We start from the raw sequence: 19,675 nt of genomic DNA, 5'->3' as shown, positions 1-19,675 counted from the left end.
AGGCCGGACCCGCTTGGCGGGCCCGGCCTTTTGTTTTATGGTGCGGCGCATGCACACCACCGAACTCCGGGTTCGCAAGAACCAACTCACCCAAACCCAGCTGCACAGCACCACGCTGGGCCCATTGCCGGCCGGCCAGGTCCGCCTGCACATCGACCGCTTTGCGCTGACCTCCAACAACATCACCTACGCTGCCTTTGGCGATGCCATGCAGTACTGGCAGTTCTTCCCCGTCACCGACGGCGAGGACGCAGCCGCGTGGGGCCGCATACCGGTGTGGGGCTTTGGCACCGTGGTGCAAAGCCAGCACGCGGAGGTGCCCGTGGGCGAGCGCGTGTATGGCTACTTCCCCATGGCCAGCGCCGTGGACCTGATGCCCGGCAAGGTGAATGCCAACGGCTGGTCTGACGTGGCGCCGCACCGCGCCACGCTGCACGCGGTCTACAACCAGTACACCCGCTGCGCCACCGATCCGTTCTACACGGCCAACACCGAAGACATTCAGGCGCTGCTGCGCCCGCTGTTCATCACCTCTTGGCTGATTGATGACTTTCTGCACGACAACGCCTGGTTTGGCGCCACCGACACGGGCAAAGCCGCCATCCTGCTGTCCAGCGCATCGAGCAAAACGGCCTATGGCACCGCCTTCCAGCTCGCGCAGCGCGAGGGCATTGAGGTGATCGGGTTGACCTCGGAACGCAACGTGGCGTTTTGTGAAAGCCTGGGCGTGTACCACCGCGTGCTGACCTACGCGCAGCTGGACCAGATTGCACCGGGCACGCCCTCCATCTACGTGGACTTTGCGGGCAACGCGGCCTTCCGCAAGGCGCTGCACACGCACTGCACGGCGCTGGTCTACAGCAGCTCCATTGGCGGCACCCATGTGGCCGAGCTGGGCGGCGGCAAAGACCTGCCGGGGCCGCGCCCCACGCTGTTCTTTGCGCCCGCGCAGATCAAGAAACGCAGCCTGGAATGGGGCGGGGCCGAACTGGGCCGCCGCCTGCTGCAGGCCTGGCAGGGGTTTACCGCGCAGGTGGCCAACCCGGCCCAGCCCTGGCTGCAGGTACAGCACCACACGGGGCCCGAGGCGGTGCAGGCGGCCTACACCGCCATCCTGGCGGGCGAAGGCAATCCCCGCGGTGGGCACATTCTGTCGCTGTAACCAGCACTGGGCAGCCCCTCGTGCAAACTTGCCGTCAGGCGCGTGGCGCATGATGGCGTTTTGGCATTCCCCACCGGAGACTTGATGAGACTGGCGCTGCTGTCGGACATTCACGGCAATATCCAGGCGCTGGACGCCTGCCTGGCCCATGCCCGCGCACAGCAGGCGCAGCGCTTTGCCTTTTTGGGCGACATGGTGGGCTACGGTGCCAACCCCGCGCAGGTGGTGGACCGCGTGATGCTGCTCACCGAAGAGGGTGCCATCGTGCTCAAGGGCAACCACGACGAGATGGCGGTGAACCCACCTGCCGTGGTGAAGACCGTGGGCGACAGCACCGCCGCCTGGACGCACCATCAACTGACCGATGCGCAGCGCCAATGGATCGATGCGCTGCCACTCACACAACACCTGGACACGGTGCTGCTGGTGCACGCCAGCGCCGACGCGCCCGAGCTGTGGCGCTATGTGTACGACCAGCGCGCCGCCACCGCCAGCCTGAACGCCGCAACCCAGTGGAGCGGTGTGCGCTATGTGTTTGGTGGCCACGTGCACCTGCAAACCCTGTACTACCGCGGCGCTACCGATGGGCTGATGATGTTCATCCCCCAGCCCGGGGTGGCCGTGCCGGTGCCCAAGCACCGCGAATGGCTGTCCACCGTGGGCTCGGTAGGCCAGCCGCGTGACGGCAACCCGCAGGCCATGTACGCGCTGCTGGACACCGAGCGTGCCCAGCTCACCTTCCACCGCGTGCCGTATGACCATGGCGCGGCCGCGCAGGCCATTCGCCGGGTGGGCCTGCCCGAGTTCTTTGCCCACCGGCTGGAGCAAGGCCGATGAAGCTGCTGGAGCCCGGCGCCGAACTCGATGGCTTCACCATCGAGGATTGCATCCACTCCGGGGGCATGGCGCATATTTACCGTGTGGTCTATGCCGACGGCCGCCCCGGCCCGGGCTTTGCCATGGCCATGAAAGTGCCGCGCATGACGGCGGGCGACGGCGCCGAGAACATCGTCAGTTTCGAGGTGGAATGCCAGATCCTGCAGGCGCTACATGGCACGACGGTGCCGCGCTTTGTAGCCGCGGGCGACCTGCTGCGCGTGCCCTACCTGGTGATGGAGTACGTGCCGGGCTTCACCCTGCAGCACTGGCTGGATGGCCCGCAGCCCGTGGCGGTGGACACCATCGTCAGGCTGGGCGCGGCCATGGCCCGCGCAGCCCACGCGCTGCACCAGCAAAACACCGTGCACCTGGACCTGAAGCCCGCCAACGTGCTGATGCGCGAGGACGGCACCGCGGTGCTGCTGGACTTTGGCCTGTCGTGCCACGCGCACTACCCCGACCTGCTGGCCGAGCAGCTGCGCAAGGCCGTGGGCTCGCCGGGCTGGATCGCGCCCGAGCAGGTGGTGGGTGTGCGCGGTGACCCGCGCAGCGACGTGTTTGCCATCGGGGTGATGCTGTACCAGCTGTGCACCGGCGAGCTGCCCTTTGGGACACCACAAACCGTGGCCGGCCTGCGCCAGCGCCTGTGGATGGACCCCACGCCGCCGCGCAAGCTGCGTGCAGATTTGCCCGCCTGGTTGCAAGAGGTGGTGCTGCGCTGCCTGGAGCCCGAGGCCGCCAAGCGCTACCCCTCGGCCGCCCACCTGGCGTTCGACTTGAGCCACCCCACGCAGGTGCACATCACCCGGCGTGGCACCAACACCGTGGGCACGCCGTTTCGCACCCACTTCAAGCGCTGGCTCAAGGCCGCGGGCATGCACTACCAGCCCAGCCCCGTGCCCTCGCGCCAGGTGCAAGAGGTGCCCATCGTCATGGTGGCCGTGCCGCACAAAGACGTGACCGATGCCACGCTGTACAGCCTGCGCGAGGCCGTGGCCCGCGCGCTGGGCACCCGCCCCGGCGCGCGGCTGGCCTGCGTCACCGTGATCAGCAGCAGCCTGACCAGCGCCTCGGACGAAGACCAGAGCGAAACCCAGGTGCAGCGCCGCCACCTCACCGCGCTGCGCCAGTGGGCCCAACCGCTGGACCATCCGGGCCACCAGACCTCGTGCCATGTGCTGGAGAGCAGCGACGTGGCCCAGGCCCTGCTGGACTATGCGCGCGGCAACCACGTCAGCGTCATCGTCATGGGCGCCGCCACGCACGGCCTGAAGACCCAGCGCTTTGTCGCCACCGTGCCCATCAAGGTGGCCATGGACGCGCCCTGCACCATCATCCTGGTCAAGCAAAGCCTGCCGTTCGAACAGCTGGGCGATGTGCCCTACCACGCACAGCCCCCTGTGGGAGGCTACTCGGATTCGGACGCCGACAGCGCAGTGCCCAGGCTGTATGGCGACGACCTAGGGCCCCTGGGCTAAGCCACCTGCGCGCGCAAGGACAAGCCCGCAGACGACAATCGGGGCATGCACAGCACCACGGGCAGCGCCCTTCACCCCTTTGAACCCCTGACCCCCGACCTGGTGCTGGACGCACTGGACAGCGTGGGCCTGCGCGGCGATGGCCGCCTCACCGCCTTGTCGTCGTATGAGAACCGCGTCTACCAGGTGCAGCTGGAGGACGGCGCCCCGGTGGTGGCCAAGTTTTACCGGCCCGCGCGCTGGACCGATGCGCAAATCCAGGAAGAACACGACTTTGCGGCCGAGCTGATGGCCGATGAAATTCCGGCCGTGGGACCCCTGGTGCTGAATGGCCAGACGCTGCACCACTTTGGCGGCTTCACCTTCAGCGTGAGCCCACGCCGCGGTGGCCGCCCGCCCGAGCTGGACGATGGTGAGGTGCTGGAGTGGATTGGCCGCTTTCTGGCGCGCATCCACGCCGTGGGCGCCAAGCGCCCGTTTGAGCACCGACCGGCGCTGGACGTGCAGACCTTTGCCGTCGAGCCCATGCAATGGCTGCTGGCCAACAACATGGTGCCGCTGGACGTGCAAAGCACCTGGACCCAGCGCTGCCAGGACGCTATTGATTTAATAGCTGCCCGCGCAGATATGGCAGGGGCTACCGGCCAAAACAAGTCCAATAGCAGCGGCATACGCCAGCTGCGCCTGCATGGCGACTGCCACCCCGGCAACATCCTCTGGACGCCCACCGACGTGGCCGCCACCGCTGGCCCCGGCCCACACTTTGTCGACCTGGACGACGCACGCACCGGCCCTGCCGTGCAAGACCTGTGGATGCTGCTGAGCGGCGACCGCCAGCAACGCACCCGCCAGCTGGGCATGCTGGTGGACGGCTATGAGCAGTTCCGAGAATTCGACCGCGCCGAGCTGGCGCTGATCGAGCCGCTGCGCACGCTGCGCCTGATCCACTACAGCGCCTGGCTGGCACGCCGCTGGAGCGACCCCACCTTCCCCGCCAACTTTCCGTGGTTTGGCAGCAGCGACTACTGGAAGGGCCAGATCCTGATGCTGGAAGACCAGCTGGAAGCCATGCAGGAAGACCCGCTGGTGGTCTGAGCCCACGACGTCTGTGCGCTCTTTGTCATCAAACTGACACGCAAACGCCATAGCCTTGCCATTTTCCACCTGCAGTGCGTCCACCCCATGGGGGCACTCAGGCAACCGGCAAGGCTTTCCATGCAAGACGCCTCTCTCGCAACGCAGACCCGACCTCGCCTGCCCGCCCCCTGGCTGCCATGGGCGCTGGCAGCGGCGGCGGTGCTGCTCTACCTGCTGCTGCACTGGCTGAAGTTCGGCGCATATGCCGGGACCGACCTTGCGCAGGCCCTGCAAATGCTGCTGCCCTCGCTGATCGTGCTGGGTTTGGGCGGTGCAGCGCTGCTGGCCCTCGTCATCCACGCCCACCGCCGCCCCCTGCACTAGCGCGGCGGTTGCGGGCACCCAAGGTGCGCGCCAGATACACCCCGCCGCGGGGCTACACTGGCGCCACTTTTTTGCACCGCAACATTTCCAATGCCCGACGCACATTTACCGCCCGCACACGCCTGGTGGATCCTGACCCACCTGGGCGCCTCCAGCCTGCTGCTGCCTGCGCTGGCACTGGTGTTGGGGGGGCTGTGGGAGTCTGGCGCGCGCGATGCCGCCAAGCGCTACCTGCTGCGCCTGGTCATTGCGGTGGGCATCACCGTGGTCAGCAAGTGCCTGTTTTTCGGCTGGGGCATTGGCATCGCAGCGCTGGACTTCACCGGCGTGAGCGGCCACACGCTCTTGGCCACCAGCATCCTGCCGGTGCTGCTGCGCGGCATTCCCTGGCCGGCGCTGCAGGCCCGCGGTGGTGGGGCTGCACTGGGCTGGCTGCTGGCGCTGGTGGTGGGGGTGTCGCGCCTGGCCGTGCATGCGCACAGCCTCAGTGAGGTGGTAGCCGGTTGGATTCTGGGCGCAGCGGTCAGCTGGCCCACGGTGCGCCAGCTCGCACCCCTGGCCCTGTCGCACTGGGCCAGCAAACTGGCGCCGCTGGTGTTGTTGCTGGCGCTGAACACGTCCACCGCCACCTACCTGCCCACGCACGACATTGAGGTGCGCCTGGCCCTGCTGGTCTCCGGCCAGGGCAAGCCGTTTTCACGGCACCAGCTGCATGCCGGCCCCAAGCCGGCAACTCCTACCAGCTCAATCAGCCCAACACATCCTTGACGCCGTACTTCGGCGCGTAGCCCAAGAGGCGCGCCGCCTTGGCGTGTGAGATCAGCGGGTCGGTGCCCGCAAAGCCCGGTGCGAACTCGGTCACCTCGGGCCAGAACTCGGCCAACAACTTGCGGCCATCCTGGCCGGTCCAGTTGTGGGGGCCGGTGATGAAGAAGGCCTCGTGTTCGTTGTCCAGCTCTACCTCTAACGCCAGGCGGTGGGCCGTGGCCACATCGCGCGCGTCCACAAAGGTCCAGAGGTTTTTGTACCAGTTGGCGTACTCGGCCACCAGCGTTCGGTAGAACGGGCGCTGCGCGTCGTCGGGCAGCCAGACCCAGGGCATGCGCAGGCACACGGTGCGCATGCCGTAGCGCTGGGTGTAGGTCTTGCAAATCTGCTCGCTCACCACCTTGCTCAGGCCATAGGGGTCTTGCGGGCGCGCGGCGTGGGCTTCGTCCACGGGAATGTAGAGCGGCGCCAGCCGGTGCGTGGCAAACGCAAAACCCATGGTCGATTCGCTGGAGGTGAACACCACCTTGCCAATGCCATGTTGGGCCGCGGCCTCCAGCACATTGAAGGTGCCGTTCACGTTGACATCGAACACGCGCTTGGCCGGGTCGTTCAGCGGATGCGGAATGCCCGCTACGTGCATGACGGCCTCATACCCAGCCATGGCCTGCAGCACCGCGTCCAGCTGCAGCACATCCACCGCATGGTGCACCACATCGCTGCGCCCGGGCGGTGCCAGGTCCAGCACACCGACCTGGTAGCCGTGCCGCAACAGGTCGTCCACCACGTATTTGCCGACGGCACCGGTGCCGCCTGTGACGAGAATTTTTTTCATAGGAGAGATGGTAATTGTTGGAGGAACAAGGTTCAACCCACTATCAAAACAGGAGCTGCTCGCGCACTATCTACGGGGGCTAGCGCCCTATTTCTTCTTCAAACTCTGGCGTACAAAGGCCAGCAGGCTCAGCACCGCCACTGCTGCCAGCACCCATTGCGCGGGCTGGTTCTCGGCAAAGTCCAGCTCCTCGGTCAGCAGATGGAACACTGCCAGCGCTACCAGGGCCGCCACCAGGCGCAGGCTCCAGGCGGTCGGCGCATAGTGGCGCGGGTTCAGCCGCATCCACAGCTGGTGGCCCAGCAGGCCCGCCAGCAGGCCCAGGCTGGCGCCCACCGCCACATCGCCCGGCCAGTGCGCCCCCACCGCGATGCGCGACAGGCCGGTGCCGGCGGCCAGCAGCCACAACCAGGCGTGGCGGCGGCGCTGCACAGGCGTGAGTGCAAAGAAGATGCCGGCGGCCACCGCAAACGCAGTCAGCGTATGACCGGAGGGCATGGAGACGTTGTGCAGCAGCTCGCCCACCACGCGCATCTGGCTGTTGTCCACCACGGCGGCGGGGCGCGGGCTCTCAATGAAGAATTTGCCGGTGCGCGCAAACAGGATGGCAAACGGTGCGGCGCATAGCCAGCCCCACATGAGGCGCGGCGCCAGCACCAGCAGCGGCGCCGTCACACCCAGAATGCCCCAACCATTGCCCAACAAAGACAGGCCGGTCCACACCGGCGCGGCCACCGGCGCACACCACTGGTTGATGGCGATGAACAAGGCCGGCTCCCACACCTGCAGCCACAGCGGCGCCCCCACCACGAACAACGCCAGCGGCAGCCACCAGACCCAGCGGGCAACCGGGGTCTGCAGGGCGTGGGGCGAAAGGGGCGGGGCAAACATGGGCAGATTCAAGGCGTGGGCGCGAGTGTAAGGCGCGGCTGCGGCGCGCCCGACCAGCCGCGGCAGTCGTAAAAACGGAAGCTGGCCAGCGGCATGCCCCAGTGGCGGGTTGGCAGCGTATCCAGCAGCGTGCAGCTGGCAAAACCATGGGGCGCCAAGGGCACGTCGTATGCCATGTGCGACCAATCCACCAGCAACGTGTTGCCGCCCACGGGCAGGTCGCCGGCCCACAGGCTGAACTGGGTCATGCCGTCCTCCAGCACATGCACGGGCAGGGGTCGCGCGTACCAGCCCAGGCGGCTGGCCAGGGTCCAGTTCTGCACTGCAACGCTATCCAACTGCTGCTGTACGGCCAGGGCCTGCGCGCGTGCGCCTGCAGCCTGCCAGCCGTGCAGGTCGGCAAACGGATTGGGCTGTGGTGCCAAGGCCGCCGCACTGCCAGCCACCAAGGGCCAGCCTGCGCTGAGCATGAGTCCCAGCAGCGCCACGCAGGCCAGTGCCTGTAGCGCGGCCAAGCTGCCAATCGCCCAGCGACGACCCGCCTGCCACCAGCTGGCCACACCCCAGCCCGCGAAAGGCGCCATAGCCACCCAGGCGGGTGCAGTCCAGTGCGGCAGGCTGGAGCCTCCGCCCGACAAATAGGCAAAGATGGCAAACGGCACGGCGAAGAACAGCAGCAACCAGGCTGCCGCGCCCCTGCTGCGCCGCCAGCCCACCCAGCCCAGCAGCAACAGCGGCCCATAGGCCAGCAGCTGGGTCAGCAGAAAGCGCACCACATGTTGCGCCTGCCAGACGCTGCCCTTGCCGTGCGCGGCTTGGTAGGTGAACGAGATCCAGCCGTTCTGTGCATTCCACACGGCCACCGGCGCCACCATGAGCACGGCCAGGGCCAGCGCCGCCCACAGCCAGGGCTTGCGCAGCACGGCCAGGCTATGCGCGGCGAGCAAACAGCCCCCCACGGCCACCGCGGTGAACACCGCCGTGTACTTGGACAACCCCGCCAGCCCCAGCAGCACGCCCAGCACCAGCCAGGCGCCTGGAGTGCCAGCGGTGGGCGACTGCACCAGGGTCCAGGTCTGCCACAGCAGGGCCACCGTCAGCGCCATCAGCAAGGTATCGGGCAAGAGCCCAATCCCCAAGATATGCAGCAGTGGCGCCAGTGCTAGCGCCCACACGGCGGCCAGCGCGGCCTGCGGTGCCAGCGGGTCGGGGGTGAAGATGCGCAGGGTCAGGCGGTATGCACCCCATACCGTGGCCAGCCACAGCAGGCCGGGCAACAGGCGCAACACGGCCACGGGCGCGCCCACGGCCACCAAGGGCCACTGCAACCAGCCGACCAGCGGCGGGTGGTCAAAGTAGCTCAGGGCCGGGTGGGCGGCGTACAGCAGGTAGTGCGCCTCGTCCACCGACAGGCCCAGCGCCGCGCCCAGGGCGGCGTGCAACGCAAACACAACCCACAGCACATGGCCTGCGCGGACACCGGCATGGGGCGGGAACAAAAAGGACACGGGGCAAGTCAGAGGAAAATAGAAACCCCCGCAGTCTAATCTGCGTACCTCCCCTCATTGCCCCCCAAGGAACACCATGCCCACTTACCACGTTGAAATGCTCGAAGGCCGCACGCTGGAGCAAAAGAAGAAACTGGTTGAAGAAATCACCCGCGTCAGCGTCGAAGTGCTGGGCGGCTCGCCCGACTCGGTGGACATCCTGATCACGGATGTGAAGCGCGAGAACTGGGCCACGGGCGGCAAGCTCTGGACCGAGCCGCGCACATAAGCACATACGTTTTTTTCATAGCACCGCCGCACCGGGCCCAAGACCACAGGGGTAAACTGTTTCCATGTGCCAACTGCTTGGAATGAACAGCCACCTGCCGGCCAGCCTCACGCTGAGCTTCACCGGCTTCTCCCAGCGTGGCGGCTGCACCGACCACCATGCAGACGGCTGGGGCATTGCCTTCTTCGAGAGCGAAGGCGACCTGCCCGGCAAGGCGGCACGGCACTTTGTGGACAAAGAGAGCGCATCCACGTCGCCGATCGCGAAGATGCTCAAGACCTACCCCATCAAAAGCCACAACGTGGTGGCCCATGTGCGCAAGGCCACGGTGGGTGCGGTCACGCTGGAAAACTGCCACCCCTTCACACGCGAACTCTGGGGTCGCTACTGGGTCTTTGCCCACAACGGTGACCTCAAAGAATTCCACCCACCGCTGCACGGCAGCTTCAAGCCCGTGGGCACCACCGACAGCGAGCTGGCGTTTTGCTGGCTGCTGCAGGAACTCAACAAGTCCCACGCCTCGGTGCCCACCGTTGAGGAGCTGACCCACACCCTGGCCGAACTGGTGCCGAAAATTGCGCGCCACGGCACCTTCAATTTCCTGCTGAGCAACGGCCAAGCCTTGTGGGCCCATGCCAGCACCAAACTCTGCTACGTGGTGCGCCAGCATCCATTCAGCCACGTGCAACTCAAGGACGAAGACGTGACAGTGGACCTGTCCGAACTCAACGGCCCGGAAGACCGGCTGGTGATTGTGGTGACCGAACCGCTGACCACCAACGAAAACTGGGTGGCGATGGAAGCCGGTGAACTACAGGCTTTTGTTGATGGCAGCCCCTTGAGCCGCGCGGTCTGCAAAACCACACTGATTGCGGCAGCCGCGGCAGCCGCAGCCTTGCGGGAAGCAGAAGAGGCTGCCAAAGCCGCAGCCCTGGCAGCCCCTGCTGCGGTATAACGTTTCAGCGGGCCCCTGGCCCGCCAGCCTTAGGGCTTGCAGCCGTACTGGCCTTTCTTCACATTCTCCACGTAGCTCAGGTCGCCCTTGCACACGGGCTTTTCGGCAGGCAACGCGGTTCCCGCTTTGGCGGTACAGGTGAAGGCACCGGTCTTGGCGTTGAGCTTGCCAGACAGCTTCCAGCCCTTGGCGCAGACGTCCGCTGGTTTCAACGGAACGGGCTTGGCGGCTGCAACCGGGCCGGCCACGGTGATGTCCACGGCACGCTCTGGTCCACCGCAATTGGGGTGGTTCTGAACGTTTTTGCCACCCAGGGTCACGTGGTAGGAGCCAGGCTTGTCATAGGTACGGGTGATAACCAGGGGCACCGGGGTGCTGGCATCACTCACAGCGTCCTTGAATGTACCGTCTCCAAAGCCCACGACAAAACCACAGTAGTTGCCGTTGAGCACATCAATATTGGCCGTGATGGTAACGGGCTCACCGACTTTGACGGTGGTGGACGAGGCGGTGATGGTGCCTAGCACCTGCGCCTGTGCGCTCAGGGCGAAACAGGAAACAGTGGCCAGTGCGGCACAAAGGGTAGACATACGCATGGTGAGCTCCTTGAAAATGGTGAGGAAGGCTACCACGAAGGTCCTGCAGCCGTCTGCTCCATTCACCCCCAATGCGGCATGGCGAGGGCAAATGCCCGCAAGTGGCTCAATGCTGGCGTTTTTTCAGCAGCCGCGCCTGGATCACCACCACCACCAGCAAAAACACGCCACGCACCACCGACTGCCAGTAGGACGACAGCGTGAACTGGCCCAGGCCATTTTCAAAATTCAGCAGATTGAAGATCAACCCGAGCAGGACCACGCCCACCATGGTGGCCGCGATGGAGCCGGCACCGCCGCTGAGCAGCGTGCCGCCCACCACCACGGCGGAGATGGCGAACAGGTCCCAGCCCATGCCCTCGTTGGGTTGGCCAGAGCCCTGCGCCGCCAGAAACACGCCCGCCAGCCCGGCGAGCGTGCCCGACAGCACATAAATCAGCACCAGCTTGCGGTTCACGTTCAGACCCATGAGCTTGGAGGCCTCTTCGCTGCCGCCAATGGCCAACGTGTGGCGGCCGAATGCGGTGTAGACATGGGCGATTCCGGCCAACGCAAACACCAGCAGCAGCACCCACATGGGCACAGGAATGCCCAGCCAGTCACCCTGGCCAAAGTCGGTAAAGCCGGTGTCATACGACGGCGACACGGCCTGGTTGTCGGCCAGCAACAAGGCGGCACCATGGGCGGCCAAGGTCATGGCCAGCGTGGCGATGAAGGGCTGAATGCGCAGGCGCGCAATCACCAGGCCGTTGACCAGCCCGCAGGCTGCTCCCGCCAGAGTGCCGGCCACAATCGCACCAATGGCACTGTGGGGCGACAGCAAGGCCGACACCACCGACCCCAGCGCCGCCACGGTCCCCACGGACAGGTCGATGCCGCCGGTCATGATGACAAAGGCCATGCCAATGGAGATCAGCGCGAACATGGTGTTGTAGCGGCCAAACTCCAGCAGGTTGTAAGCGCTGAAAAAGTTTTCGTAGCGCAGGGCGCCGAACAAAAACAGCAGTAGGACGACGACGGACACGCCGATCAATTCTTTGTTTTTCATCACTTCTTTTGCACCCACACTGCCACCACAATGATCGCGGCTTTGGCCAGCATGGCCGCCGCGTCCGGCACACCGTGCGCTAACAGGGTGTAGCGCATCAGCTGAATGATCAAGGCCCCTATCAAGGTGCCGAAAATACGTGCCCGCCCGCCGCTGAGCAGCGTGCCGCCCACAGCCGTGGCCGCGATGGCGTCGAGCTCCATGCCCAGGCCGTTCTGGTTCGCATCCGATGACGAATTGATGGATACCGTGATCAGCCCGGCCAAACCGGCCAGCGCACCACACAGCGCGTACACCATCATCTTGATGCGCACGGCAGGAATGCCCGTCAGGCGTGCGGCCCGCTCGTTGCCGCCCGTGGCGACGATAAAGCGCCCAAACACGGTACGGCGCAGCACCCAGGAGGCCACCACCACGATCACCAACATCAGCAGCACCTGCACCGGCAAGCCCAGCAACTGCCCTTTGCCCAGCACCGCAAACCCGGGGTTGTCAAAGGCCAGCAGGTTGCCATTGGTCAGCACCTGCGCCACACCGCGCCCCGCAATGAACAACACCAGCGTGGCCACGATGGGCTGAATACCAAAGCCGGTGACCAGCCAGCCATTGAAGCAGCCGCAGGCCGCAGCCACCGCAATCGGAATCAGGATGCTGGCCACCAGACCACCGCCACCCGGCATGGCCTGGAAGATCAGCGGTGCCAGCGTGCCGGCAATTGCCATCAGCGCCCCCACTGACAAATCGATACCCCCTGTGGCAATCACCAGGGTCATGCCTACGCCCACGATCACGATGGTCGTGACCTGGGTCAGATTCACGTTCAGGGTTTGCAGGGACAAAAAACTCTCGGTGAACAACAGGTTGAACACCACCAACAGCGCCAGCGCCAGCAGCGCCCCGCCTTGAACCAGCCAATGACGCACACGCGCTCCTGAAGAAACTTTAGACATGCGCTGCGCCCTCTTGGGGGGTGTGCAGCGCGGGGTCCGCACTGCGCCCTTCGGCAATGGCGGACATGATGGCGTGCTCGCTCAAATCGTCGCCACGCAGCTCGGCAATGCTGGCGCCGTCGCGAATCACGACCACGCGGTCGCTCATGCTGACCAGCTCTTCGAGCTCAGACGCCGACATCAGAATGCCGACGCCGGTGGCAGCGAGTCCGTGGATCAGGTTGGCAATATCCGCCTTGGCCCCCACATCGATACCGCGCGTGGGTTCGTCCAACAGCAGCAAGCGCGGCGACAGGGCGAGCCAGCGCGCCAGCAACACCTTTTGCTGGTTACCACCGGACAGTTCGCGGATAGGTTGTTCGGGGCCCGACGTCTTGATACCCAGGCGGGCAATGAAATCGTCCACGATCTTGAGCTGCGCCGCCTTGTCCACCACACCCATGCGGGCGAGTTGCGGCAGCATGACCATGGTCATGTTCTCGCGCACCGACAGGTCCGGGAAGATGCCCTCGATCTTGCGGTCTTCCGACAGGTAGGCAATACCTTTGGCAATCGCGTCGGCCGGGTCCTTGAAGTCCACCATCTGCTGCTCAAAGCGCAGACCACCTGCATCGGGCCGGTCAGCACCAAACACGGCGCGCATGGTCTCGGTACGGCCCGAGCCCAGCAGGCCGGCCAGGCCCACGGTTTCGCCAACACCCACATTGAGCGAGATGCCGCGCAAGCGCGGTGCCACATGTAAAGATTCGACGCCCAGCAAGTCCGCGCGCGGGCCGGCATCGGCTGCGGTGGCCAGCTTGCCGTGCGCCACCGACAGTTCCTTGCCCAACATGGTGGTGACCAAGTCCAGTTTGGAAATATCGGCCATGGGAGAGACATGCACGGTCTGGCCGTCGCGCATCACCGTCACGCGGTCGCAGATGGCGTAAAGCTCGTCCAGGCGGTGCGAGACAAACACGACGGCGCGGCCATCCTGCTTGAGCTTACGGATGACCCCGAACAGCACCTCGACCTCGCGGTCGTCCAGGCTGGAGGTGGATTCATCCATGATGACCAGCTTGGCATCGACCGACACGGCACGCGCAATCGCCACCATCTGCTGCGAGGCAGTGGACAGGCTGGAGACGGGCCTGCGCACATCCACCGACAACCCGACGGAGGCGACGACCTGCTCGGCCTCGCGGTGGATGCGGGCCCAATCGATCAGACCAAAGCGGCGCGGCTCGCGCCCTAAAAATATGTTCTCTGCCACCGAGGCAAAAGGCACCAGGTTGATTTCCTGGTAGATGGTGCTGACGCCGCTTTCGCGCGCCTGCTTGGGAGACTGGAAGCGCACGGCGGCGCCGTCAAAGCGAATCTGCCCGCGGTCCTGGGGACCGTCCAGCGCGTAGGCACCGGTCACGACCTTGATCATGGTGGACTTGCCCGCACCGTTTTGCCCGATGAGGGCATGCACTTCCCCGGCATACAGCTGCAGGGATGCGTCGCGCAAGGCGGGTACGCCCGCAAAATATTTGTGGATGCCCTGCATGGACAGCAGCGGCTCGCTCGCGGAGTTCACAGTGGTCGGATTCCTGGAAGGGCAACAAATGCCGGGGCAACTCGTGGACATGGCGGCACCAGAAACTGGCGCCGCCATGGCGTTAAACAACCTTAGTACGGAGACAGGAGATCAGAAACCTTCAGCCAGATCCTTGGCAGCATTGCTGATGTCATAGATCTTGTCTTCCACCTTCACCCAGGTAGGGATCTTCTCGCCCTTGGCAGAAGCCTGGGCGGTCTTGCAGCTGATGGGGCCGAAGTAAGGCGAAGACTGTACGGTGGCAACCATCTTGCCGGCAATGATGGCTTCCAGCGCGTTGCGTTGGCCGTCGATGGACACCACGAAGATGTCTTTGCCTGCGACCTTGCCAGCGGCTTCGATCGCGGTGATTGCGCCCACAGCCATTTCGTCGTTGTGGCCATAGACCGCATTGGCTTCAGGGTGGGCTTGCAGCAGGGTTTGCGCCAGTTGGCGGCCCTTGTCACGGTTGAAGTCGCCAGACTGCGACGCCACGATCTTCATGCCGGGGTTCTTGGCGATTTCGTCGTCAAAGCCCTTCTTGCGGTCGGTCGCGGCGGACGCACCGGTGCTGCCTTCGAGTTCAATGATGTTGGCCTTGCCGCCGGTGGCTTTCACCAGGGCTTGTGCGGCGCGACGACCTTGGTCGATGAAGTCAGAGCCGATGAAGGTGATGTAGTCCACGCCGGGCTTGGCCAACTTGTGGTCCACATCGCGGTCCACCAGGATCACGGGGATGCCGGCCTTCTTGGCCTTCATGACCGCAGGAATCAAGGGCTTGTCTTCACGGGGAGGAAACACCAGGAGGTCGACCTTTTGGGCGATCAGCGAGTCGATGTCGGCCACTTGCTTGGCCGCAGAGCCGCCAGCATCGGTGGTCACCACTTGCCAGCCGCATTTGGCAGCCGCGTCCATGAAGCTCTTGGTTTCGGCCAAGCGCCAGGGGTTGTTGCTTTCGGTTTGGGCGAAACCCACCTTGTAAGAAGCCTTCTGAGGGACTTTGGGGGCATCTGCTGCGGAGGCCGAGAAACTGGCCGCGGCCAGCGCCAGTGCGAGAAGTGTGTAGTTGAAGCGCATGATTCCTCTTTATAGGTAGTTAAACAGAGCCTCCGAACCATTTCGATTGAAGACAAGAGGAATCGTAGGATGAATTAATAATTTTCCTATTGGTGTTATTACTAATATGAATTAATTTTTTGGAGGGCCGACAGTCGCCCGTTCGACCAGCTGCACATCGACCTTGATGCGGCGTTTGCGCTGCGGCGCACCCGTGGCCTCGTCCAGCAGCAGCTCCACCGCCAAGCGTCCCATCTCGTAGTTGGGCAAGACCAGCGTGGTCAATGGTGGCCGGGTGTGGCGCGAGATCTCCTGGTCGTCATAACCAATGACCGAGACGTCTGCCGGCGCATGCAAGCCCAGCTCCTGCAGCGCCTCCAGGCAGCCCACAGCCATCAAGTCGTTGGCGCAAAAAATGGCGGTGGGCGGGGTCTGGCCCTTCATGAGGGACAACGTGCATTCAAAGCCCGTGGCCACCTGCCAATCACCCTCGCGCACCAGCGCTGCATTGAACGCAATGTCGGCACTGGCCAGGGCGCGGCGATAGCCTTTGAAGCGGTCTTTGGCCGCGTCCATCCAGGGCTCACCATTGATAAAGCCAATGCGCTTGTGGCCCGCCTTGATCAGGTACTCGGTGGCGGTGTAGCCCCCCACCACTTCCGAGGGCACCACCGAGGAAAACCGGGGCTCGCCCGCCTCGGGCGTGTAGCAGTTCAGCATCACCGTGGGCACGCCCGCCAGCTCGGCCGGCGGCAGCGCCTGGCGGGTGAAGATGGTGGAGTAAATCACCCCCACCAGCATGGGGTTGGCGAGCATGGCCTCCAGCACCGCCGACTCAATGTCTTCCTTGGAGCGGGTGGCGAAGACCGAGACCAGGGCGCCCTGGCTCCAGGCTTCGTCTTTGGCACCGTCCACCGAAATCACCGGGTGCGGGCTGGTGGAAATTTCGTCTACGAGGTACAGCAACAGCTTGCGGCCGTCGCGCGCCACAGGCGCCGCTGCGGGCTGCGCAGCCCGGCCAGGAGCGCCAGCGCCCGCAGCCTTGCGCCCCTCGGGCAGGCGGTAACCCAATTCACCGGCTACGCGCAGCACTTTTTGCCGGGTTTCCTCCGAGAGCTTGGCCCCCGTCATGGCGTTGAGCACCAGGGACACGGTGGACTGCGACACCCCCGCCAGGGTCGCAATATCGGTCATGGTGGCTCGCTTGGCGGACGACGAAGCCGAGGCCGAAAGTCTCTTTTTTGACGTATTCATTACTAATAATTTTTGCTGCTACGTTTTTATGATTAATAATGTAAGGGCTTCCCACATTCATTCATTAAATCATAAGAGCCGCCCACCCTGCTATTCAGGAAGCGCCTGGAGACACGATGCAGCACAAGGTCGCGCTGGAGCCATCCAGCCAACAACCGCCAACGGGGGCGCCCGCGCCCGCCAATGGCCCCGTCGTCGGGGCTTCGCCCCTGCAATTGCTGCAGTGTGGCGACTTCCGCGCGGAAGTCGCCCCCGACATCGGTGGCTCGCTGGCCAGCCTGTTCTCGGTCCACCCCGCTACCGGAGAGCGCCACCACTGGTTGCGCCCGGCAAGCCCCAAGGGCCTGGCCACGGCAGATCCCCTGCTGATGTCCAGCTTTCCGCTGGTGCCCTGGGCCAACCGCATCCGCAATGGGCACTTCCTGTTTGAGGGGCGCACCATCCAGTTGCGCGCCCACCAGGGCCTGGGGCCCCATGCCATCCACGGTCTGGGCTGGACCACGGCCTGGGACATCGCCGCACGTTCCAACGCCCACATCAGCCTGCGCATGGCCTACGACGGCTCGCGCGAGTGGCCATTTGCCTTCTCGGCCACACAGACCTACACCCTGGACGCGCAGGGCCTGCGCATTGATATGGACATCACCAACACGGGCACCGAACGCATGCCCGCCGACATGGGCCACCACCCCTACCTGCCACATGACAAATCCGGCGCGGGCACACGGCTGCAGGCCCGCGTAACCGGCATGTGGGAGAGCGACGCCGAGCTACTGCCCACGCGCGTAGCGCTGAACCACCCCACCGTGCAGGCGCTGGAAAAAGGCATGCTGCTGCGCGATTTCAATCTGGACAACAACTTCACCGGTTTTGGCCGACATGCCGAAGTGCACTGGCCCAACGGCGACCGCCTGCGCATGGAGTCCACCGCGCCCATGGACTACTTCGTTCTCTATTGCCCGCAGGACCAGGCCATCTTTTGCATGGAGCCCGTGTCCAACTGCACCGACTGGTTCAACCTGCGGCACAGCGCACCCGACACCGCCGCGCGGGACGCCGGCGGAAATGTGCTGGAGCCTGGCCAAACACTGCGCGGCAGCATGCGCCTGCAGCCGCTTCCCCTGGGCGTGGCGCGCTGACCTGGGTACAGTGCGGGCCATGAACTTCATTGACGCACGGCACCCGGACTTCGCCACCCTGTTCGCCAGCACCCCGCCCGAGCAGCTTGCCAGCGGCTGCAAATGGGCCGAAGGTCCAGCCTACCTCGCAGACCAGCGCTGCGTGGTCTGGAGCGACATTCCCAATGACCGCGTGCTGCGCTGGGACGAGACCACGGGCACCGTCAGCACCTACTGCAGCCCGGCACGCTTTAGCAATGGCCACACACTGGACGCACAGGACCGACTGATCAGCTGCGAACACGGCTCGCGCAGCGTGACCCGGCTGGAACACGACGGCAGCACCACGGTGCTGGCCAGCCACTGGGGCGGCAAGCGCCTGAACAGCCCCAACGACGTGGTGGTGGCGCGCGACGGCGCCATCTGGTTCACCGACCCCAGCTACGGCATCGACAGCGACTACGAAGGCCACCGCGCAGACAGCGACATTGGTGCCTGCCATGTGTACCGCGTGGACCCCGTCAGCGGCGCATGTGAAGCCATGCTGACCGACTTTGCACGCCCCAATGGACTGGCCTTCAACGCCGACGAGAGCCGGTTGTATGTGGCCGACACCGGCCGCACGCATGCGCCCGATGGGCCCAAACACATTCGCGTATTCACGGTAGGCGCAGGCTATGCGCTGTCGGGCGGTGCGGTGTTTGCCGACTGCGATGTGGGGCTGTTTGACGGCTTTCGCGTGGACGCGCTGGGCCGGGTGTGGACCAGCGCTGGCGATGGCGTGCACTGCTATGCACCCAGCGGCGCTCTGCTGGGCAAGCTGCTGCTGACCGAGCCAGCCGCTAACCTGGTGTTTGGCGGTGTCAGTGGCTGCGACGTGTTTGTCTGTGCCACCAGCGCGCTTTACCGCGTGCGGCTGGCCTCGGACTGGGCGACTTCGAGCGCGTCGATAAACATGGCCGCCACGTCAAAGCCGGTCTGATCGGCAATTTCCTGGAAGCAGGTCGGGCTGGTGACGTTGATCTCGGTCAGCGAATCGCCAATCACGTCCAGCCCCACGAGCAATAGCCCCCGCGCGGCCAGGATCGGCCCCAGCGCCTCGGCAATCGCGCGGTCACTGGCGCTGATGGGTTGGGCCACGCCCTTGCCACCGGCTGCCAGGTTGCCACGCACCTCACCCCCCTGCGGAATGCGCGCCAGGCAATAGGGCACGGGCTTGCCGCCAATCACCAGCACGCGTTTGTCGCCGGCGCTGATGGCAGGCAAAAATTTCTGCACCATCAGGGTCTGTGCGCCGTCCTTGTTCAGCGTCTCGATGATGCCGCCCAGGTTCAGGCCATCGTCCTTCACGCGGAAGATGCCCATGCCACCCATGCCGTCCAGCGGCTTCAGGATGATGTCGCGGTGTTCGGCGTGGAAGGCACGCACCGCATCGGGATCGCGCGTGACCAGCGTAGGGCCGATGAACTGGGGGAACTCCAGAATCGCCAGCTTCTCGGGGTGGTCGCGCAGGGCGCGGGGCTTGTTGAAGACGTGGGCCCCCTCGCGCTCGGCCTGCTCCAGCAAATGGGTGGCGTAGAAGAACTCGGAGTCAAACGGTGGGTCCTTGCGCATCACCACCGCGTCAAAGTTCTTGATCGCCACGGTGTCGGCCACCTCAGTGAACCAGTCCTTGGCATCGCCCGTGAGCGTGATGCGGCGCACGGCCGCCTGCACCACACCACCGCGCTGCCACACCAGGTGGCGGGGCTCGCAGGCAATGATGCGGTGACCGCGGCGCTGGGCCTCGCGCATCATGGCAAAGGTGGTGTCCTTGTAGATCTTGAAGGACTCCAGCGGATCGGCAACAAACAGAATGTCCATGGCTACTTTCAGTAAAGGCTGCGC

The 19,675-nt window shown here is 65.0% G+C and carries 20 protein-coding genes; 10 read left to right on the top strand and 10 right to left on the bottom strand.

The features are described 5' to 3' along the window. The first annotated feature begins 49 nt into the window (after positions 1 to 49). The 6 genes from AC097R_RS03750 to AC097R_RS03725 all read left to right on the top strand — a co-directional run bounded on the left by AC097R_RS03750 (position 50) and on the right by AC097R_RS03725 (position 5,748). The gene (locus AC097R_RS03750) at positions 50 to 1,162 is read left to right on the top strand and encodes a DUF2855 family protein (protein WP_479596261.1); all 1,113 of its coding nucleotides are present in this window, start codon (positions 50 to 52) and stop codon (positions 1,160 to 1,162) included. Positions 1,163 to 1,246: 84 nt separating this feature from the next. Further along, positions 1,247 to 1,999, top strand: a complete 753-nt coding sequence (locus AC097R_RS03745) for a metallophosphoesterase family protein (RefSeq protein ID WP_479596259.1) — start codon at positions 1,247 to 1,249, stop codon at positions 1,997 to 1,999. After that, entirely contained in the window at positions 1,996 to 3,519 is a 1,524-nt protein-coding gene (locus AC097R_RS03740) for a serine/threonine protein kinase (RefSeq protein WP_479596257.1), read from the top strand. Before AC097R_RS03745 ends, AC097R_RS03740 begins: the two co-directional genes overlap by 4 nt. Before the next feature lie 45 nt (positions 3,520 to 3,564). Beyond that, the gene (locus AC097R_RS03735; RefSeq protein WP_479596255.1) at positions 3,565 to 4,614 is read left to right on the top strand and encodes a serine/threonine protein kinase; all 1,050 of its coding nucleotides are present in this window, start codon (positions 3,565 to 3,567) and stop codon (positions 4,612 to 4,614) included. Between the two features lie 120 nt (positions 4,615 to 4,734). After that, complete coding sequence (locus AC097R_RS03730; RefSeq protein ID WP_479596253.1) at positions 4,735 to 4,980, top strand: hypothetical protein; 246 nt, start codon at positions 4,735 to 4,737, stop codon at positions 4,978 to 4,980. A 90-nt stretch (positions 4,981 to 5,070) separates the two neighbouring features. Next, complete coding sequence (locus AC097R_RS03725) at positions 5,071 to 5,748, top strand: phosphatase PAP2 family protein (RefSeq protein ID WP_479596252.1); 678 nt, start codon at positions 5,071 to 5,073, stop codon at positions 5,746 to 5,748. On the opposite strand, the gene AC097R_RS03720 is transcribed toward AC097R_RS03725, so the two are convergent. The 3 genes from AC097R_RS03720 to AC097R_RS03710 form a co-directional block, all read right to left on the bottom strand. Next, positions 5,729 to 6,583, bottom strand: coding sequence for an NAD-dependent epimerase/dehydratase family protein (locus AC097R_RS03720; protein WP_479596251.1), 855 nt, complete (start codon positions 6,581 to 6,583; stop codon positions 5,729 to 5,731). The genes AC097R_RS03725 and AC097R_RS03720 overlap by 20 nt on opposite strands. 87 nt (positions 6,584 to 6,670) lie before the next feature. Then, positions 6,671 to 7,474, bottom strand: a complete 804-nt coding sequence (locus AC097R_RS03715; protein ID WP_479596250.1) for a phosphatase PAP2 family protein — start codon at positions 7,472 to 7,474, stop codon at positions 6,671 to 6,673. 8 nt (positions 7,475 to 7,482) lie between these two features. Beyond that, the gene (locus AC097R_RS03710; RefSeq protein WP_479596249.1) at positions 7,483 to 8,982 is read right to left on the bottom strand and encodes a glycosyltransferase family 39 protein; all 1,500 of its coding nucleotides are present in this window, start codon (positions 8,980 to 8,982) and stop codon (positions 7,483 to 7,485) included. A gap of 76 nt (positions 8,983 to 9,058) precedes the next feature. Between AC097R_RS03710 and AC097R_RS03705 the strand changes: the two genes are divergently transcribed. Continuing rightward, on the top strand, positions 9,059 to 9,250 hold the full coding sequence (locus AC097R_RS03705; protein WP_479596247.1) for a 4-oxalocrotonate tautomerase: 192 nt from the start codon (positions 9,059 to 9,061) through the stop codon (positions 9,248 to 9,250). A 64-nt stretch (positions 9,251 to 9,314) separates the two neighbouring features. Further along, positions 9,315 to 10,205 (top strand): class II glutamine amidotransferase, encoded by an 891-nt coding sequence (locus tag AC097R_RS03700; RefSeq protein WP_479596246.1) that lies wholly within the window; start codon positions 9,315 to 9,317, stop codon positions 10,203 to 10,205. Positions 10,206 to 10,234: 29 nt separating this feature from the next. Here AC097R_RS03700 and AC097R_RS03695 read toward each other — a convergent pair whose 3' ends face one another. The 6 genes from AC097R_RS03695 to AC097R_RS03670 all read right to left on the bottom strand — a co-directional run bounded on the left by AC097R_RS03695 (position 10,235) and on the right by AC097R_RS03670 (position 16,610). Then, positions 10,235 to 10,801: a PKD domain-containing protein gene (locus AC097R_RS03695; RefSeq protein ID WP_479596245.1), complete on the bottom strand. Its 567-nt coding sequence runs from the start codon at positions 10,799 to 10,801 to the stop codon at positions 10,235 to 10,237. Positions 10,802 to 10,907: 106 nt separating this feature from the next. After that, positions 10,908 to 11,849 carry an ABC transporter permease gene (locus AC097R_RS03690; RefSeq protein ID WP_479596244.1) on the bottom strand — a complete coding sequence of 314 codons (942 nt, stop codon included), beginning with the start codon at positions 11,847 to 11,849 and terminating at the stop codon, positions 10,908 to 10,910. Further along, the gene (locus tag AC097R_RS03685; RefSeq protein ID WP_479596243.1) at positions 11,849 to 12,799 is read right to left on the bottom strand and encodes an ABC transporter permease; all 951 of its coding nucleotides are present in this window, start codon (positions 12,797 to 12,799) and stop codon (positions 11,849 to 11,851) included. The genes AC097R_RS03690 and AC097R_RS03685 overlap by 1 nt, the downstream gene beginning before the upstream one ends. Further along, positions 12,792 to 14,330 carry a sugar ABC transporter ATP-binding protein gene (locus AC097R_RS03680; protein WP_479598089.1) on the bottom strand — a complete coding sequence of 513 codons (1,539 nt, stop codon included), beginning with the start codon at positions 14,328 to 14,330 and terminating at the stop codon, positions 12,792 to 12,794. The genes AC097R_RS03685 and AC097R_RS03680 overlap by 8 nt, the downstream gene beginning before the upstream one ends. A 141-nt stretch (positions 14,331 to 14,471) precedes the next feature. Beyond that, positions 14,472 to 15,437, bottom strand: a complete 966-nt coding sequence (locus tag AC097R_RS03675) for an ABC transporter substrate-binding protein (RefSeq protein WP_479596242.1) — start codon at positions 15,435 to 15,437, stop codon at positions 14,472 to 14,474. A 111-nt stretch (positions 15,438 to 15,548) separates the two neighbouring features. Then, on the bottom strand, positions 15,549 to 16,610 hold the full coding sequence (locus tag AC097R_RS03670) for a LacI family DNA-binding transcriptional regulator (RefSeq protein WP_479596241.1): 1,062 nt from the start codon (positions 16,608 to 16,610) through the stop codon (positions 15,549 to 15,551). Between the two features lie 176 nt (positions 16,611 to 16,786). Here AC097R_RS03670 and AC097R_RS03665 point away from each other — a divergent pair, with 176 nt between their 5' ends. Together AC097R_RS03665 and AC097R_RS03660 are read left to right on the top strand one after the other, a co-directional pair. Then, on the top strand, positions 16,787 to 17,809 hold the full coding sequence (locus AC097R_RS03665) for an aldose 1-epimerase (protein ID WP_479596240.1): 1,023 nt from the start codon (positions 16,787 to 16,789) through the stop codon (positions 17,807 to 17,809). Positions 17,810 to 17,828: 19 nt separating this feature from the next. Further along, a complete protein-coding gene (locus tag AC097R_RS03660) occupies positions 17,829 to 18,770 on the top strand; it encodes an SMP-30/gluconolactonase/LRE family protein (protein ID WP_479596239.1) in 942 nt (313 codons plus the stop codon). Here AC097R_RS03660 and gshB read toward each other — a convergent pair. Further along, positions 18,692 to 19,651, bottom strand: coding sequence for a glutathione synthase (gshB, locus tag AC097R_RS03655; RefSeq protein WP_479596238.1), 960 nt, complete (start codon positions 19,649 to 19,651; stop codon positions 18,692 to 18,694). The genes AC097R_RS03660 and gshB overlap by 79 nt on opposite strands. Between the last annotated feature and the right edge of the window lie 24 nt (positions 19,652 to 19,675).

Source organism: Rhodoferax sp. ZS1R25, assembly GCF_056521335.1.
This window is presented reverse-complemented; position numbering and strand designations above follow the sequence as displayed.

What these genes read in the sequence shown, in the direction of transcription:
- AC097R_RS03730 (WP_479596253.1), top strand. Translation starts at nt 4,735, where the DNA reads ATGCAAGACGCCTCTCTCGCAACGCAGACCCGACCTCGCCTGCCCGCC.
- AC097R_RS03745 (WP_479596259.1), top strand. Translation starts at nt 1,247, where the DNA reads ATGAGACTGGCGCTGCTGTCGGACATTCACGGCAATATCCAGGCGCTG.
- AC097R_RS03735 (WP_479596255.1), top strand. Translation starts at nt 3,565, where the DNA reads ATGCACAGCACCACGGGCAGCGCCCTTCACCCCTTTGAACCCCTGACC.
- AC097R_RS03705 (WP_479596247.1), top strand. Translation starts at nt 9,059, where the DNA reads ATGCCCACTTACCACGTTGAAATGCTCGAAGGCCGCACGCTGGAGCAA.
- AC097R_RS03670 (WP_479596241.1), bottom strand. Translation starts at nt 16,610, where the DNA reads ATGACCGATATTGCGACCCTGGCGGGGGTGTCGCAGTCCACCGTGTCC.
- AC097R_RS03680 (WP_479598089.1), bottom strand. Translation starts at nt 14,330, where the DNA reads ATGCAGGGCATCCACAAATATTTTGCGGGCGTACCCGCCTTGCGCGAC.
- AC097R_RS03715 (WP_479596250.1), bottom strand. Translation starts at nt 7,474, where the DNA reads ATGTTTGCCCCGCCCCTTTCGCCCCACGCCCTGCAGACCCCGGTTGCC.
- AC097R_RS03725 (WP_479596252.1), top strand. Translation starts at nt 5,071, where the DNA reads ATGCCCGACGCACATTTACCGCCCGCACACGCCTGGTGGATCCTGACC.
- AC097R_RS03685 (WP_479596243.1), bottom strand. Translation starts at nt 12,799, where the DNA reads ATGTCTAAAGTTTCTTCAGGAGCGCGTGTGCGTCATTGGCTGGTTCAA.
- AC097R_RS03720 (WP_479596251.1), bottom strand. Translation starts at nt 6,583, where the DNA reads ATGAAAAAAATTCTCGTCACAGGCGGCACCGGTGCCGTCGGCAAATAC.
- AC097R_RS03675 (WP_479596242.1), bottom strand. Translation starts at nt 15,437, where the DNA reads ATGCGCTTCAACTACACACTTCTCGCACTGGCGCTGGCCGCGGCCAGT.
- AC097R_RS03695 (WP_479596245.1), bottom strand. Translation starts at nt 10,801, where the DNA reads ATGCGTATGTCTACCCTTTGTGCCGCACTGGCCACTGTTTCCTGTTTC.
- AC097R_RS03665 (WP_479596240.1), top strand. Translation starts at nt 16,787, where the DNA reads ATGCAGCACAAGGTCGCGCTGGAGCCATCCAGCCAACAACCGCCAACG.
- AC097R_RS03690 (WP_479596244.1), bottom strand. Translation starts at nt 11,849, where the DNA reads ATGAAAAACAAAGAATTGATCGGCGTGTCCGTCGTCGTCCTACTGCTG.
- gshB (WP_479596238.1), bottom strand. Translation starts at nt 19,651, where the DNA reads ATGGACATTCTGTTTGTTGCCGATCCGCTGGAGTCCTTCAAGATCTAC.
- AC097R_RS03740 (WP_479596257.1), top strand. Translation starts at nt 1,996, where the DNA reads ATGAAGCTGCTGGAGCCCGGCGCCGAACTCGATGGCTTCACCATCGAG.
- AC097R_RS03700 (WP_479596246.1), top strand. Translation starts at nt 9,315, where the DNA reads ATGTGCCAACTGCTTGGAATGAACAGCCACCTGCCGGCCAGCCTCACG.
- AC097R_RS03660 (WP_479596239.1), top strand. Translation starts at nt 17,829, where the DNA reads ATGAACTTCATTGACGCACGGCACCCGGACTTCGCCACCCTGTTCGCC.
- AC097R_RS03750 (WP_479596261.1), top strand. Translation starts at nt 50, where the DNA reads ATGCACACCACCGAACTCCGGGTTCGCAAGAACCAACTCACCCAAACC.